This is a genomic window from Gynuella sunshinyii YC6258, assembly GCF_000940805.1.
Classification (GTDB): domain Bacteria; phylum Pseudomonadota; class Gammaproteobacteria; order Pseudomonadales; family Natronospirillaceae; genus Gynuella; species Gynuella sunshinyii.
On the sequence record NZ_CP007142.1, the window covers coordinates 2839400 to 2852945 of the forward strand.

The window sequence follows — 13546 nt, forward strand, 5'->3', positions numbered from 1 at the left end:
CTGTTCCTTGGGGAGATATGACCAAGGCGCAAAAGAAGGCATTTCAACATTCATATTCTAGGGAACCTCTGATTTTTACCCCATACCATAGTTAATCGTTAACACCATTCAAAACAAGCTCGAATTGGACGCATATTTGTCCCATTTGATGGCCTTTATGCCTGGAATCAGGGCCAAAACCCTAACCCCAGGCACACTGATCCTATGTCAGCAGTGATTTCACTTTCATCAGGTTGGCAAAGGCACACAACAGATACAATCTGTTTGTATTCTTCGCCAAACCACGATAACCAACTTTGCTGTAATCAAACATTCGTTTGATATAGAAAAAGCTGTGTTCCACTTTTGCTCTGATCTGTGCCGTAATCGTTTCCATCCAGTTTTCCAGGCTGTCTTCTGCGTGCCGGGTCGTGCAGCAATCATCCAGTCGACTGATCGGTCCTTGTGTTCTTCTCGTTTTTCAATACCAACATACCCGGCATCACCGATCACATGCTCCTCCTGTCCGTGTAACAACTGGTCTGCCACGGTGATGTCATGGACATTGGCCGAGGTGGTTTTCAGGGTATGAATCAACCCAAATGTACTGACCACTCCGATGTGCAGTTTCATGCCAAAATGCCATTCATTACCTTTCTTGACCTGATGCATCTCCGGGTCTCGAGCGTTGTCCTGGTTGTTGGTGGAGGTGGGTATCGCAATAATCGTGGCATCCATGATGGTACCTTCTTTGAAGGTCAATCCTTGTTTGGCAAGGGTGGTATTGATACGGTCAAAGATCTTTTGGAGCAGTTTGTGTTTCTCCAGCAAGTGACGAAAATGGAGAATGGTTGTTTCATCTGGAACAGTATCTATGGTGATACCAGCAAACCGCCGCATGGAGTAGTATCGCCGAATTGTTTTTTCCATTTCTGCCCATGGCAGCAGAGCCTCCATCTCAGCCAGAAATTTTTCCCGACGTGTTTGTTTACGCTTGGCTTGGCTCTCGGCATCTGAAAAACTGAGTGATGACATGACTATTCTCCATCTGCATCATTCTTGGCTGGATTATCGCAGATTTTGGGTATTTTTCAGAGTTGCCATAGGTAAAAGTACGATACAAGAACTGTATAAGTATTACGAAGTAGTAAAGCTAGTTTCTAGCAAGCCATCGTTAGCGGAAATCAACGGCGAGGAATCGGCTATATTGGGTATGGCTCAAAATGATGTTGGTCAGTGGTGTTATGCTGTACATATTCTTGATTCAGAGGAAGGCTGGACGTCGTGGAGAGTGAATTCATTCCAACTGGCCGTGTGATGTCAAGAGGAGACTTTTACGACGGCGATTCTGTGACAGTTGAAGTTAATCCATTGACCGGAGAAGGAAGGCTCAAACAATAGCTGGCGATACGATGACTATCACAGGTCAACGTCCTCCATACCCATTCTGTAAAGGCTACATGAACAGAGCTAACGCAGAAACTGGAGCAACCATACGTTATCAATGGCGTGAAAATGGGCAAACTCAACGTTGGACAACAGGCGGAAATTTATCAGGAAATTACTATGAACTATTGCTTTGATGCTACTCACATATTTACCCAAGATGATGGTTATATGGTTATGATTGGTTTTGCTGATGACGAATTTGAACCAACCAAATTCGTCATACTTCAAAAAGCACATGAGTATGACGACCAAGATAAACAAATGGGTATGGACAAGATACATATTCAGATCGAGGATGAGTCGAGGTCAAAATATGGTGGCATTGATTCAATTCAGGTTAGTGAGGGATCGATAAAAGTGTCATTGTCTGATGACACCAAATCTGCATTATCTATTGATGGCGATATAGAAGTGGTGGTACCGGCAGAGCATCCAGCTTTTGAAGAGGTGAAATTTGAATTAAAGAAAATATGTGAGGTGGAGCAAATACCATTTTCAGGATGAGGTTAAAAAAATTGGCTGACTGCCGAATTTTAATGCTACAAAGACTGCAGATCAGACCTTTGAAATTGTCGATGGTATTCGAAGATCTAAAGCTGCTGATTTAGTAGGAAACAAAACGATCAAAACTGATGTCTTGGATGCTAACGATAAAAAAACACCCATTTAAATAGAAACATACGGCCCGCACTTGCGGGATTTTTTGTATCTTCACAAACCAAGCGCCAGGAAAAAATCGGAATTCCATGGAATAAAAAGGCACCAAACATATTTGAATTTCAGATTCACTTGGAACAGTCAGAAACACCCGCGAACTGACATTCCACCACCACCAGACTGTGGCCGATGCCGGGCTCGTGTACGTCGGAGCGAGATGGTACAGTCCCAGACTAAGGCGGTTTATATCCCCTGATCCGGTTGGAGTGCCTGATGCAGCCGTTACCGGTGTCAATCGGTTCCATTATGGATTGGATAATCCGTTGGCGTATACGGATCCGGATGGGGAGTTTGTCCAGTTCATTGTGAAATTTGCCATGGACGTGGCAATTGAATCAGCGATTCAATACGCGACGAGTGGCGAAGTCGACCTGAAAGACGCTGCCACTAGTGCAGCCATTGGCATGTTCAATCCTGCCAAAACCCTTCAGCGCGCGAATAAGCTGATGGGGATTACCAGTAAGGCGATTAAGTCGGGGAAGGTTACAAAGGCAGTAGGCAACTTGAAGGGAATACCCCTAAAAGAAGCTAAGCAGTCAATGTCTAAGTGGGACAAAGCCACTTATGACACCCTTTCCGATAGCATACGAGATCATGCAAAAAGGCATGGTTTTGGTAATGACATACCCAAATATTTGCGTAAGTCGGCCAATTTCAATAAGAAGGGGGCAAAGCAGAAAAATCTTGAGGATGGAGCAACTCGTTGGAATAGAAGAAATGGTGAATTTCTAATCGAACGTAATGGAAAAATTGTCACGTACGGGGTAAATAAATGATCGGCGTTTACAGCAAGGCTTTGGAAGTACTGCTTAAGTTTTTAGAGTTAGCGTTTTCCAGAAGTGCTAATGATAGGAAGCGATTACATGATATTGAGTGGGAGGCCGAGGAAGGAGCACCATCTGTACTAGGGGAAGTTGAAGTCAGGGCTGATGCAGTTATTGGTATCGTGCGAACTCATTTAAAAAGGCAAACGAATAACATCGATGAGGTTGTTGAGGCTTTACGGGCAGGCTCTATATATGAATCAGAGTCGATTGTTAGATGGATTGCATCCGACGGCGATAACTTTCATGAGTTCTTGTGTTATATAGAGGCAATAGAGAACCTACGTACAAGTATGATGACCTTCCTGAAAAATGAATAATCTGTTGTTACAAAGGGCGCAGGAAAATATGATGTTGGTCCTTACAATGAAATCAAAGGAACCGTTCCTGGATTAGATGCTCATCACGCTGGCCAAAAAGCAGCAATGAAAAAGCTTGTTGATGGTTACGATCCAAATACTGGGCCTTCAATTTTAGTTCCGAAAGTTGGTTACACTATTAAAGGACCAAATGGGATCGTATCTAGGAGCACAAAGGGAATCGATAGTGCTCGTGACTTGCTTGCTCGGGATGTTAAAGAGTTGAGACGAGTCTACTCGGATGTACCTAACAGCCAGCTGCAAAATTTAATTAATTTAAATAAAGAAATGTATCCGTCAGCATTTAAAAAGTGATCAACAATTATGAAGCCTGAAGAATTCGTAAAAAAAATTAGGCAGTCTGTTCTTGATGAGAATATTGCCATTTATAAAGATTTGTTCGCAAACACCGAGATAGATCAAGCTTCAGATCCTTATTGGCAGGAGGCTCTGGGTCTATTTAAGAAGCTTGGCGACAAAGAAAAGGAAACTCTGTTCAAAATTATGAGGCAGGTGTCTGTTGATACAATATCAAACTTGTTTGCTCTTCTGGATGGCGTAAGTTGTTTGGAAGATCAAGATGGTGACTTCAGCCTTACTATAGAAAATGAGAAAAAACAGCTAAATGGTGATCTACAGGACATTTTTCTAGAAATAGAAGAAGATCTTTAAATTCTATAGCTCAAGCTCGCTTATGCGGGCTTTCTTTTATCCAGCAGTTAATGGGACACCCACTCTAATAATAGATCGGCCCCGGTAAAACCGGGGCTTTTCTCTAGTAGGACACCCATAAATTTGTTGCCAGACAGAATGACAACCGCATCGAACGCTACCTGCGTGATGATCAGCATAAAGTGCTCGCCTCACACAGTACTGATGGTGAATACAACCTGTACATTTACCTGAACGGCCAGACCGTTGCCAACCTCACAGGCAGCGATACCCAGACAGAAACTGTCGATGCAATTCCTGAAGGTATACATGGCACCATCATCAAGATGGTAAGACGATGAAGCTTGTCCCTCAAAACATTCACAACAAAACTGCTCATACAGGTGGCGTTGTTGTTATTAATAAAGTAAAACAAGTAGCAGGTTCAACGATTCTATCCATTAATGCAGGCCTGATGTATTTTGAGAAAAAATTCACGTCGACAAATAAGATGCTTGATTTATTAGACCCAATAGGAACTATGTCAGATTCATATTGGGAGGAAATCAACTCAAATAGAATTATCCCACCTATATGGTCAGGTTATAGTTAGCTAGTCATTAGTTTTAGAGGAAGTAGTTTCTCAATGCGTCAGGACTAATGCCATGCTTTAGAATAAACCGCTTTTATAAAGGAAAGTTTATGAATAATCCTGCTGTAACAGTAAATCCTTATGGCGAAATAGATGATAAATATTTAGACAGGTTTTTAAGCGAACTACCAAGTACTCCTCCGGCCACATACTTAGAGTATTTACGAAACGGAAATGGAGGGAAATTGAAGAATGATATTGTTCTCTTGTCAGGTAAGTACTTTTGTTCGATTCATGAATATTTTGGTTTGTTTTTGGCTCCAGCTTACTTGAGCTTAGAGGAAAACTACAAACGTTATAGAAATCGAGTAAGCAAGTTCTTTTTGCCTATTGCTACAGACCCTGGGGGAAATATCTTTGGGATATCGCTAGGTGATGCAGATTATGGGAAAATTTATTTCTGGAATCATGAGCTTGAAGGTCAAGCTAAATCACTAACATGGTTATCAAATGACTTCTCATTATTTATTTCCAGCCTTCAAGAACGAAGTCTATCTGATTTAGATCAAATACTGGAAAATGATGATAAAGACAGATTGCGTGATTATTTTCTGATTCATCATTTGGCGCTGGAAGACGTAGATGAGTATGGTAGGTCAATATTGGAGCGCGCAGTTATCAAAGGGGCCAGCCACTGTATTAAACTTCTATATAGCAAAGGGGCAAAGAAAAGAAATTCTTTGATGTTAGCTAGAAGGAATGCACGGTTTTTTGAAAAACATAAGGAAATTGTTAAGCTAATCGAAGACATTTATGGTACTGGATGAGCTTGGGACAAGGTGCATAGAAAATGAATGTTGACAATCAATGGGGTCACCCGTAAGGAAGAAGATATCGACCGATTAAAGGCCCCCACACATTTGAATTTCAGATTCACTGAGAGCAATCAGAAACGACCGCGAGCTGAAGGTTCACCACCAGACCATCACCGATGCCGGACTCGTGTACATAGGAGCAAGATGATCTGATTAAGGGATATATTTTATGAATATTGATTGTTTAACCGGTTTTGTTTTAGAAGGCTGCCGTTTTTCAAGGTCCTCGTATACTTTTGAATTTAGTGGACAATATGAAGATAAGTTTCGTACTTTTCTCGTGAGTACCTCATACAACTTCTCAATGTCAAAGAGCGTTGTTATGGATTCTTGCGAAAAATTCTCGTCTGATATTTGGCCGGTTTTGGAGAAAGCTATAACTTCAATAGTGATTGAAACAGAAAATGGGACTTCTAGAGTCATATTCAACTTTGATGAAGATGAAAGTAACTATTTTATTGTATGGTCTGAAGAACCTCTGATAGATAATTTACTAATCGTAACTGAGCAGGGTACGGACAATTGGTTTTCTGTGTGTTGAAATGAAAATAATGGATTGCAGTGTCGACGTTTATACCCACATCCTTTTTGTTCATTGTCATCGCATCCCGTACTTGCTAAATTTGGGCCGCAGCCCATTCGATTGTTCGAGTTAAAATCGGGTCGGGGGAAGCATTCAGACTGATTAACAATATCGAGTATCTGGCATTCATCGGATGACTTTCCTGGTAACTATTAGCCTGGTAATCAAATAGATCGTCCTGATCTCATTGATTGTCATCCCGAGAAATCTGGCGGTGTTGCGCGAAACACCTTAAGTTCTCGGGACTCGTATTGACTATGGCCAATGGTGTGGTCCGACATATCGGTGTATCCCTGCATCACACTATTTACCTGACATAAATAGTTGCTGCTAGCTACGGGTTTCACCTTACTATTCTGGAAGCCGAAGGAATAGCTGCATATGTTGAGTTGAACCAGACAAAACGTTCAAATGGATGGTGCTACGCACAGCTATTTAACTCCAGCGTTAGGCATAAGAATGAGACAAAGTCCTGAATTATTGCGTAGATTGTTGCGATCGAAAGATCGTATGGATGGTGCACCCCATGAGGATTGGCCTATTAAGCGCTTGGCCCACGTGAGTGCCGTTTCGGTAGCGCACTTTTCACGTGAGTTCAAAAAAGCTTTTGGTACACCTCCACACCGTTACCTGCTCACCCGTCGAATAGAACGAGCCACAGCACTGCTCCGCGACACTGACCTGCCTATTACTGATATAGCACTGCAAACTGGCTGGAACAGTATTGGTACTTTTGGCCGTATTTTCAAAGACATAACCGGTGACAGTCCTGGAGAGTTTCGAGAGCGTGAAAGCTCAATTTCCCATGTACAAAGAGAAATACCGGAATGTGTTATGCGGGCTGCCAATCGCCCAAACCTCAAAATAGCAGTTTCGGAGAAGCGCCGAATTCAATCTGTTGGCAAGCTAGGAGTCCAATCTGATTGAGGAGGTTTCTATGACTACAGGCGTCAACACAGTAGGGTTGTATGTGCGGGATCAAGACGAAGCACTTTCATTCTACGTCGAAAAATTGGGGTTTATCGTTCATACGGATGTTCGAAATGGCGACTATCGTTGGCTAACAGTTCAACATCCGGATCAGCCTTCGTTTCAACTCGGCTTATTCAAGCCAGGTCCACCAGTGCATGACATTGCAACCGCTCAGACCTTGCATGAAGTCGTAGCAAAGGGGGCTATGCCACCCTTGGTTTTGCTGGTGGACAACTGTCGTGCTGCTTACGAGCGCATGTGCGAGAATGGAGTGGAATTCACTCAGGAACCCATGGAGCGATATGGCTCGGTGGATGCTGGCTTTCGGGATCCATCTGGCAATGGATGGAAGATGATCGAAGTTGCACCCAAACCACAACCTGGGAGTTCTAAATGAACTGGAATTTCTGGATACGACAATGCCATCGCTGGCTGTCTATCATTTTTACGGCGACGGTTATCGTCAACTTTGTAGTCAGAGCTGTAGATTCTACAGAGCCTTCACTGTGGATAACGTACTCACCATTACCCCCTCTCTTTTTAATGCTGGTCACCGGTCTATATTTGTTTGCGCTACCGTACATCACCAAACGGAAAGATCGGACCGTTACCTACTAATAAAGTATTTGAAATGAGTACACATTGTTTCAGGCTGTTTGCAGCATGGAGGCTGCAATCGCGCCTATTATTTCTTTCCCGGTAGTCAGACGGCTATAAAAAATACCCAAGATCTTCGATAATCCGGCCAAGAGTGTGGTAACCGTCAAACCAACTCATGCTATCTGGCGATCCCAGAAGCAAATAACCTAATGCCTGTTTTCACTTTCAACATAAGGCATGCTCATGGCAACCTACCGTAAATACAATTGGCCCAAACTCTTTCAATCCTTCGAACAGTCCGATTTAACCCAAGCCGCCTTCTGCCAACAGCACGATCTCAATCCCAAATACTTCAGTCGTAAACGCGCCGTTCATGTCGCCGCTCAACCACAAAGAACATCTGTCATGTCCGCGTCTCAGTCGATACATCCTTGGCACATCCAGAGGTGTTTATCATTGAGTCTGGGACCTGCAAAGTGCATTGCCCTGCATCTTTGTTGACCTCTACAGGCCAGATAATTTATTAACGATATCAAAGGGGGATTGAAGTGCTATTTCGCTTAGGGACGAAATCCGTTCACTAATAAATTTCGATGACGCCATGTTCACTAAACTATGTGGATGATCATTTTATCTGTACGTCCCTGTAAGAGTTATTTACAAAATACTGTATTCATAAACAGTGTGTATAAAATAACACTGATTATTTTGCGATAATGTCACAAGACTTCGAGCTTTTGAGGCTCAGTATCCAGATATTCGCTGAATATCCGGAGAGCAAAATTGACAGGGATGGGCTGTGTGCCTATGTTGACGGGGTTTGATGAGACTGAGTGAGTTTGGCTGCTCAGGAAAGAACGTCTTCTGGATATTTTATCAGCGGATGTAGAGTAGAATAATGTTAAGTACCCAAATGGACAGCAAATTTTTGTCGTATAAGAAAATCTCAATTGATGAACTTCCTCATTTATTTGAAATTATGAAGAATTCCCAATACATGAGGTATAGCGTGGATTTAAATACCGATGAGAAGTGTTTACGGTATGTTCGGAATTTTTCGTCGCAATGGAACACTCTTGGCTATGGGTGTAGGTCAATTACTGAAAAGTCTACCGGAAGTATTATTGGCTGGGGCGGTATAGTCATAGATGAAGACGATCCTCAATGGGGGCCTGAATTGGTCTACTATATTGCCCCAGAAAAGAGCGGATGTGGGTATGCAAGTGAGCTAGCAGAGTTTTCAATGAACTATGCAGCGACTGTCATTGGACTAAATAAAGTAGTCGCTTTCGCCCATCCCGAGAATATTGCATCAAATAGAATATTAGTAAAGGTTGGCTTCAAGCCAGTGCGCTATCTAAAAGCCATGAACAGAAACTACTTCGAGTTCAGTCTAGGTACTTAACAAACCGTCGCAAGGGGCTCGTAAACTCGCCCGCGAACAGGGGCGTTAAATATACTAGCAGATGAACGGCATTGACCTAAAGCGCGCAGCAATAATGATCTCTGTATGCCTCCTAATTGGTTGGGGAATACAATACTTCACGGGGTTTTACTGGCTAACGGCAACGTTGCTGGTAATGATTGCCGTTTTAGTTAATGGTCTCATCATATTTAATGAAGATCTTGATGAAGGAGGCTTTGATCATCAAGAGGGTGTAACTGATACACCTAAAGCAAAGGCCGCGCAAAATAAAGCAAACAAGATTCAATTAGCAGTAATTGTATGCTCATCATAGGTGCGGTGTGGTCATACATTTAACAAGTCAATCAACTACGCGCCTTCGGCGCCGGACGCAGCAAAGCTGCGCCGGTTATTGAGGCATTAGGCTCCAAGAGGTTTCATGCCTAGATCGATATGGAAATTACAATTAGATTCATCATCAATTGAATCGGCCAAAAAGGTGATGAATTCATGCGTGCGAGCGTTTAATCGACCACCAATGGAGGCATCGATTGAGCCATATCAAAAGGGCGGATACATGGCGCGGTTGGAGTTCTATCACAGTGATAATTTTACGTGGCCGGAGATCGTATGTGAGGTAATTGAATTTGGCCAAAAGCTTGGTAGCGGTTGGCGGCAGTACGGTGATATTAGGGAGGAATCCAATGCAGTACTCAATAAGCTCAGCGGCGACCATATAAGTATTCCTGGATTACAATGGGCTGAATGGTTGGTGATAAATGAGCGTCAAGCCTAACAATCCGTTGCACGCGGAGCCAGCTACGTTCCACATTTTTTGTGGTATCGATGCGCTCTTTTACCACAAAAAAATGTTCCACTACGCTGGCCCGGTGAACGGGGCGTTATGTCTCACTGTGAAATAAGTTATGTATGAAGTTGAAAACCTATTACCGATAGCTTTTATTTCTCTGTTTAGCCTTGGAGGGCTTCTGGTAGCTCTGAGAGTACTGATAGAAAAAAGGATAGAGAGGTTTCATCCGGATGAATGGGTAAAGCTAGGGAAGCCAAAAATGTTCTCTGGCGAGCCAGACGTAAATACGCGTTTTGTTGTATATCTAAATAAAAAAAATTTAGTCATTTAAACGATAAGAAGCTAGAGAATATCAATCGTTTAGCCGGAATGATTTCGTGGTTAGCACTCCCTCTGTTGCTTGTTGTGGTTATACTATTATTAATTATCTGGGGAGTTACTTAGACTCGTGTTGGTACACAAATATAACAAATTACTCCATTTGACACAGCGGTCTACGTTCCTTTTTTTGCCTTCGCTTCGCTCATTGTTGCACAAAAATCCACTACAACCGCAGTGCAAATGAACAAAGCGTTATATGTATTTATCAAGTTAGGAGCTATCTCTATGTCTTATGCTGAGACTAATTGTCTTTGTGGTGCGGTAAAAATTACGGCTGAAAGCGTTAATCCTAAGTTTACTGTGTGCCATTGCCAATCATGCCGGACTTGGGGTGGTGCTCCATTCTTTGCGGTGAAATGTGGCACTCAAGTAAAAATTGAAGGTGATGATAAAGTTAAGATGTACCAATCATCTTCTTGGGCTTCTCGAGGCTTCTGTACTGGATGTGGAACGCATCTGTTCTATAAATTTAAAGAAACAGGTGAATACAATATGCCAGTGGGCTTATTTCCAAACTTAAAAGGATTGGAAATGGACATGCAGTATTTTAGTGATATGCGCCCTAGTTATTACTGTTTTGCTAATGAAACCAAAGAAATGACCACAGAAGAAATCATGGCTTACTTCGCGGATAAGGTGTAACCAAACATATAACAAGGTGTAGCAATTCGCACACTTTGTGTGCCGGACCTCCACAAGCTACGCTTGTTCCGGCCGTTGTGCGCGGCGTTATGCAGATTGAGGTATGAAGAGCTACTTTCTTGAAAATATCGATGATGTCAAATCGCTTGAAAGGGAGATTTCAACTTTGTTGCCTGGTCAGAAAAATCCTTGGCTAATTTGGCATCCAGAAGATGTATGTGCATATGTATATATCATTCTTGGTCAAGACCCTGAATTAGTAGTGCCTGCTGTCGCGGTCAATATTAGTGGCCGCCACTATAAGGAAGATGAATTGATTCTTAACTTTCTGCAGAATCTAAAAAATAAAGTTGGCGGAAAAATTAGTGATGATGCATAACAAACGCAAGCAAACCGGACTGTCGCCCTTGACTCGATACGCTCGCATTTGTTGCGGGCGTTAGCATCCTCAAATTGTTTCTCATTTAGATTAAGAAGATAAAGGGACATGTTTAATTTATTAGTTACAGGAGCCTCCGGCTGGAGCTCGTCTCGTGACGGAATGTCACAAGGGCGAACTCCTGAATTTACAGCCGGGTATATAGAGCAAAGGTTCATGCGAGAAAACGTATTGGACATTGACGCAGTTACTTTGGTTTTCTGAGCTGATTTATCCTAGGCAAAAACGTCTGTTGGATATATTGTTATTGGACGTAAAAGAAACTGTTATCAGCACTTCGGAGGTTAAGAAAAACTTGAATGAATGGAAATTTTATTCTCTTATCTGCACTCTGTTATTTTTGTCTGGCTTAGTTGCTGGTCGATTTTTCTCATTTAATGGAGACCAATTAGAGAAAGCACTAAAAGTAATCAGCATTATTTCAAGCCTCGCTACTATATTTGGAGTTTTAGTGGCATATTTAGCTTTTTCTTCTTGGAAGATTCAGTATAAAAATGCCAAACTAGATTTACTTATAGATAACCTTGAAGATGCGTTCAATAATTTAGGTCAATCAATCGGGCAATATTATTATTCTACTTTGGGTGTTGCCAAACACCATGAGAATGCTGGCACCTCTGTTAGTTATGAAGTATTAAGAAATAAGCAGGATAATTCAAGGTTGAATTGGTTTGAAACTCAAAGTATTTATGAAGCTAAATTTAGTAAGCTAACTCGGCATTTGAATTTTACGGGTATTGAAGTAATCGAACCTCCGTATATAGAAAGCCAAGCAGTTAAACTTTTTCAAGAAGCTCATTCAGTATACAAATCTGATGATGTTCACGAATCTGACAGAAGATTAACTCAAAATGGTAATTTATTAGCCGACTTATTTAAAAATGGTGCGAGCGGATTTGAAAAGTTACGTGAAAAAGTGCTGCTAACGAAGCGGTCAACAGCGGACTAACCCGAATATTGCAGAAAGGCTTGAAACTATGATGGTTATTGGGTTAAACAGGTAAATAGAACTGTTTGATAGAAACTGTATATACGACATCGGAAAAAGCGACAGGTATCGTAAAAGAAACTGTTATAACTACGAGGAGAATCTATGAGAAAAATAAGCATTTTTTTGCTGAGTGTGTTGATAACTGCGTGTGTTTCTTTGCCTCCATATTTGAAGGCATTTCATCAGCAAGCCCCAAAAGACATCCCCTATCCCGGTGATAATACGTCAATGCTTGTCTTTGAGCCTGGGCATCCCGAGTTAATAGGTTTGGTTTCATTTGACGGAAATAAATCTAGTTTGAGTCTCAGAAATTTCGTAAATGCCATTGAATTTGAACCAGGGGTCCACACCATAGAGGCGGGATTACTATACCGTTTTGGGGAGTTGAATATTCAGCTGAAAGAGTCATCGACAATAGAGTACGAGTTTGAGGCTGGGAAAAAGTATCGGATAACGAAAAATGGTAATTCGGGTAAGTTATTTTCACTAGAATTGCTTCCCAAAGATGGCAAGCCATCCGAAATTACCAATTTTTAGATGTGAGTGCTATAACAAGGCGTTGCATGTCATAGGCGAGTTATGGACTACGATGACAAAATAAGAAATCCAAATGGAGTTGCCATCTCACTAAGAGACATGGGAAATGGCACAAGTCGTCTTTTCTTAGATGACGTCAAGGCATCTGGGGAAACAAATCCCATAAATTGGAAATTCGATGCTTTCTATACTTTTTCTCCGGAACTACAAAACTCCGACGTAGATGGTATGGAACTAACTGACGAGCAGTACCGAGATATAGGTGTTGCGGTAATGGCTAGGTTACTAGCACTAACTGGTAGGACTTAGCCCGTGCGTAAAATATGTAACAAGGCCAGGCAACATCACCCACTTTGTGGGCTGGACCTACATTCCGCGTCTTCACCGCTTCATTTCGGCCGTTGCTGGCGGCGTTAGAATTGGTTCTTTGACCAAGTAAGTTACAATTTCAAGTTTCTGTGTCGTAGCTATATCCGCTACGGTACAAAAGGTTAAATCGAGTAGCATTCACTGTTGAGTTGGGTGCCAGGTTACCAGAGAATTGTCCATGTCCGGTGGTAATGGTTATTTAAAGTTCGGTGGCTTTCCGGTCATGCACAATTCTAACAATACAGAGCAGCTGATCACTTCGTGTCAGCTGTTTTCGGCGTTATTCGTAATCATGTATGAAGCGTTGCATTTAGAATTGGAATATAGAATGAACTTTGATCCCATGTTGCTAATGAATGTTTCAAAGAAT

22 protein-coding genes and 1 pseudogene are annotated in these 13546 nt (G+C 42.0%); 22 read left to right on the forward strand and 1 reads right to left on the reverse strand.

What is annotated here, in order from left to right:
• Positions 1-202 precede the first annotated feature (202 nt).
• Positions 203-1014, reverse strand: a pseudogene (locus YC6258_RS12480) (IS5 family transposase).
• On the opposite strand from YC6258_RS12480, the gene YC6258_RS12485 reads away from it, so the two are divergent.
• The 22 genes from YC6258_RS12485 (at position 1013) to YC6258_RS12575 (ending at position 12807) form a co-directional block, all read left to right on the forward strand.
• Positions 1013-1297: an Imm31 family immunity protein gene (locus tag YC6258_RS12485; RefSeq protein WP_044617282.1), complete on the forward strand. Its 285-nt coding sequence runs from the start codon at positions 1013-1015 to the stop codon at positions 1295-1297. The pseudogene YC6258_RS12480 and the gene YC6258_RS12485 overlap by 2 nt on opposite strands.
• Before the next feature lie 94 nt (positions 1298-1391).
• Positions 1392-1562 carry a hypothetical protein gene (locus YC6258_RS31330; RefSeq protein WP_144407630.1) on the forward strand — a complete coding sequence of 57 codons (171 nt, stop codon included), beginning with the start codon at positions 1392-1394 and terminating at the stop codon, positions 1560-1562.
• Complete coding sequence (locus YC6258_RS27290) at positions 1495-1932, forward strand: Imm10 family immunity protein (protein ID WP_052830247.1); 438 nt, start codon at positions 1495-1497, stop codon at positions 1930-1932. The genes YC6258_RS31330 and YC6258_RS27290 overlap by 68 nt, the downstream gene beginning before the upstream one ends.
• Positions 1933-2243: 311 nt before the next feature.
• The gene (locus tag YC6258_RS27295; protein ID WP_281176370.1) at positions 2244-2921 is read left to right on the forward strand and encodes an RHS repeat-associated core domain-containing protein; all 678 of its coding nucleotides are present in this window, start codon (positions 2244-2246) and stop codon (positions 2919-2921) included.
• Positions 2918-3289, forward strand: a complete 372-nt coding sequence (locus YC6258_RS12500; RefSeq protein ID WP_044617283.1) for a hypothetical protein — start codon at positions 2918-2920, stop codon at positions 3287-3289. The genes YC6258_RS27295 and YC6258_RS12500 overlap by 4 nt, the downstream gene beginning before the upstream one ends.
• 105 nt (positions 3290-3394) lie before the next feature.
• The gene (locus YC6258_RS12505; RefSeq protein WP_211264674.1) at positions 3395-3643 is read left to right on the forward strand and encodes a hypothetical protein; all 249 of its coding nucleotides are present in this window, start codon (positions 3395-3397) and stop codon (positions 3641-3643) included.
• A 9-nt stretch (positions 3644-3652) separates the two neighbouring features.
• A complete protein-coding gene (locus YC6258_RS12510) occupies positions 3653-4000 on the forward strand; it encodes a hypothetical protein (protein ID WP_044617285.1) in 348 nt (115 codons plus the stop codon).
• Positions 4001-4182: 182 nt separating this feature from the next.
• The gene (locus tag YC6258_RS30610; RefSeq protein ID WP_211264675.1) at positions 4183-4341 is read left to right on the forward strand and encodes a hypothetical protein; all 159 of its coding nucleotides are present in this window, start codon (positions 4183-4185) and stop codon (positions 4339-4341) included.
• Positions 4338-4592, forward strand: coding sequence for an HNH endonuclease family protein (locus YC6258_RS29775; protein ID WP_044617286.1), 255 nt, complete (start codon positions 4338-4340; stop codon positions 4590-4592). The genes YC6258_RS30610 and YC6258_RS29775 overlap by 4 nt, the downstream gene beginning before the upstream one ends.
• 89 nt (positions 4593-4681) lie before the next feature.
• A complete protein-coding gene (locus YC6258_RS12520) occupies positions 4682-5398 on the forward strand; it encodes an SMI1/KNR4 family protein (RefSeq protein ID WP_044617287.1) in 717 nt (238 codons plus the stop codon).
• A gap of 217 nt (positions 5399-5615) precedes the next feature.
• Positions 5616-5987: a hypothetical protein gene (locus tag YC6258_RS29780; RefSeq protein WP_144407632.1), complete on the forward strand. Its 372-nt coding sequence runs from the start codon at positions 5616-5618 to the stop codon at positions 5985-5987.
• 501 nt (positions 5988-6488) lie between these two features.
• Positions 6489-6956, forward strand: a complete 468-nt coding sequence (locus YC6258_RS12530; protein WP_044617289.1) for a helix-turn-helix domain-containing protein — start codon at positions 6489-6491, stop codon at positions 6954-6956.
• 10 nt (positions 6957-6966) lie between these two features.
• Positions 6967-7398: a VOC family protein gene (locus tag YC6258_RS12535; protein ID WP_044617290.1), complete on the forward strand. Its 432-nt coding sequence runs from the start codon at positions 6967-6969 to the stop codon at positions 7396-7398.
• Between the two features lie 446 nt (positions 7399-7844).
• A complete protein-coding gene (gene tnpA / locus YC6258_RS31340) occupies positions 7845-8102 on the forward strand; it encodes an IS66 family insertion sequence element accessory protein TnpA (protein ID WP_425402633.1) in 258 nt (85 codons plus the stop codon).
• 397 nt (positions 8103-8499) lie between these two features.
• A complete protein-coding gene (locus tag YC6258_RS12540) occupies positions 8500-9006 on the forward strand; it encodes a GNAT family N-acetyltransferase (RefSeq protein WP_052830249.1) in 507 nt (168 codons plus the stop codon).
• 61 nt (positions 9007-9067) lie between these two features.
• Positions 9068-9340, forward strand: a complete 273-nt coding sequence (locus tag YC6258_RS12545) for a hypothetical protein (RefSeq protein WP_044617291.1) — start codon at positions 9068-9070, stop codon at positions 9338-9340.
• Between the two features lie 105 nt (positions 9341-9445).
• Positions 9446-9802: a hypothetical protein gene (locus YC6258_RS12550; RefSeq protein WP_044617292.1), complete on the forward strand. Its 357-nt coding sequence runs from the start codon at positions 9446-9448 to the stop codon at positions 9800-9802.
• 130 nt (positions 9803-9932) lie between these two features.
• A complete protein-coding gene (locus tag YC6258_RS12555; RefSeq protein WP_044617293.1) occupies positions 9933-10148 on the forward strand; it encodes a hypothetical protein in 216 nt (71 codons plus the stop codon).
• A 275-nt stretch (positions 10149-10423) separates the two neighbouring features.
• Positions 10424-10840, forward strand: coding sequence for a GFA family protein (locus tag YC6258_RS12560; protein WP_044617294.1), 417 nt, complete (start codon positions 10424-10426; stop codon positions 10838-10840).
• Between the two features lie 103 nt (positions 10841-10943).
• Positions 10944-11219: a hypothetical protein gene (locus YC6258_RS12565; RefSeq protein ID WP_044617295.1), complete on the forward strand. Its 276-nt coding sequence runs from the start codon at positions 10944-10946 to the stop codon at positions 11217-11219.
• A 307-nt stretch (positions 11220-11526) separates the two neighbouring features.
• Positions 11527-12228 (forward strand): hypothetical protein, encoded by a 702-nt coding sequence (locus YC6258_RS12570; protein ID WP_144407633.1) that lies wholly within the window; start codon positions 11527-11529, stop codon positions 12226-12228.
• Positions 12229-12372: 144 nt separating this feature from the next.
• Positions 12373-12807 carry a hypothetical protein gene (locus tag YC6258_RS12575; RefSeq protein ID WP_044617297.1) on the forward strand — a complete coding sequence of 145 codons (435 nt, stop codon included), beginning with the start codon at positions 12373-12375 and terminating at the stop codon, positions 12805-12807.
• The last annotated feature ends 739 nt before the right edge of the window (positions 12808-13546 follow it).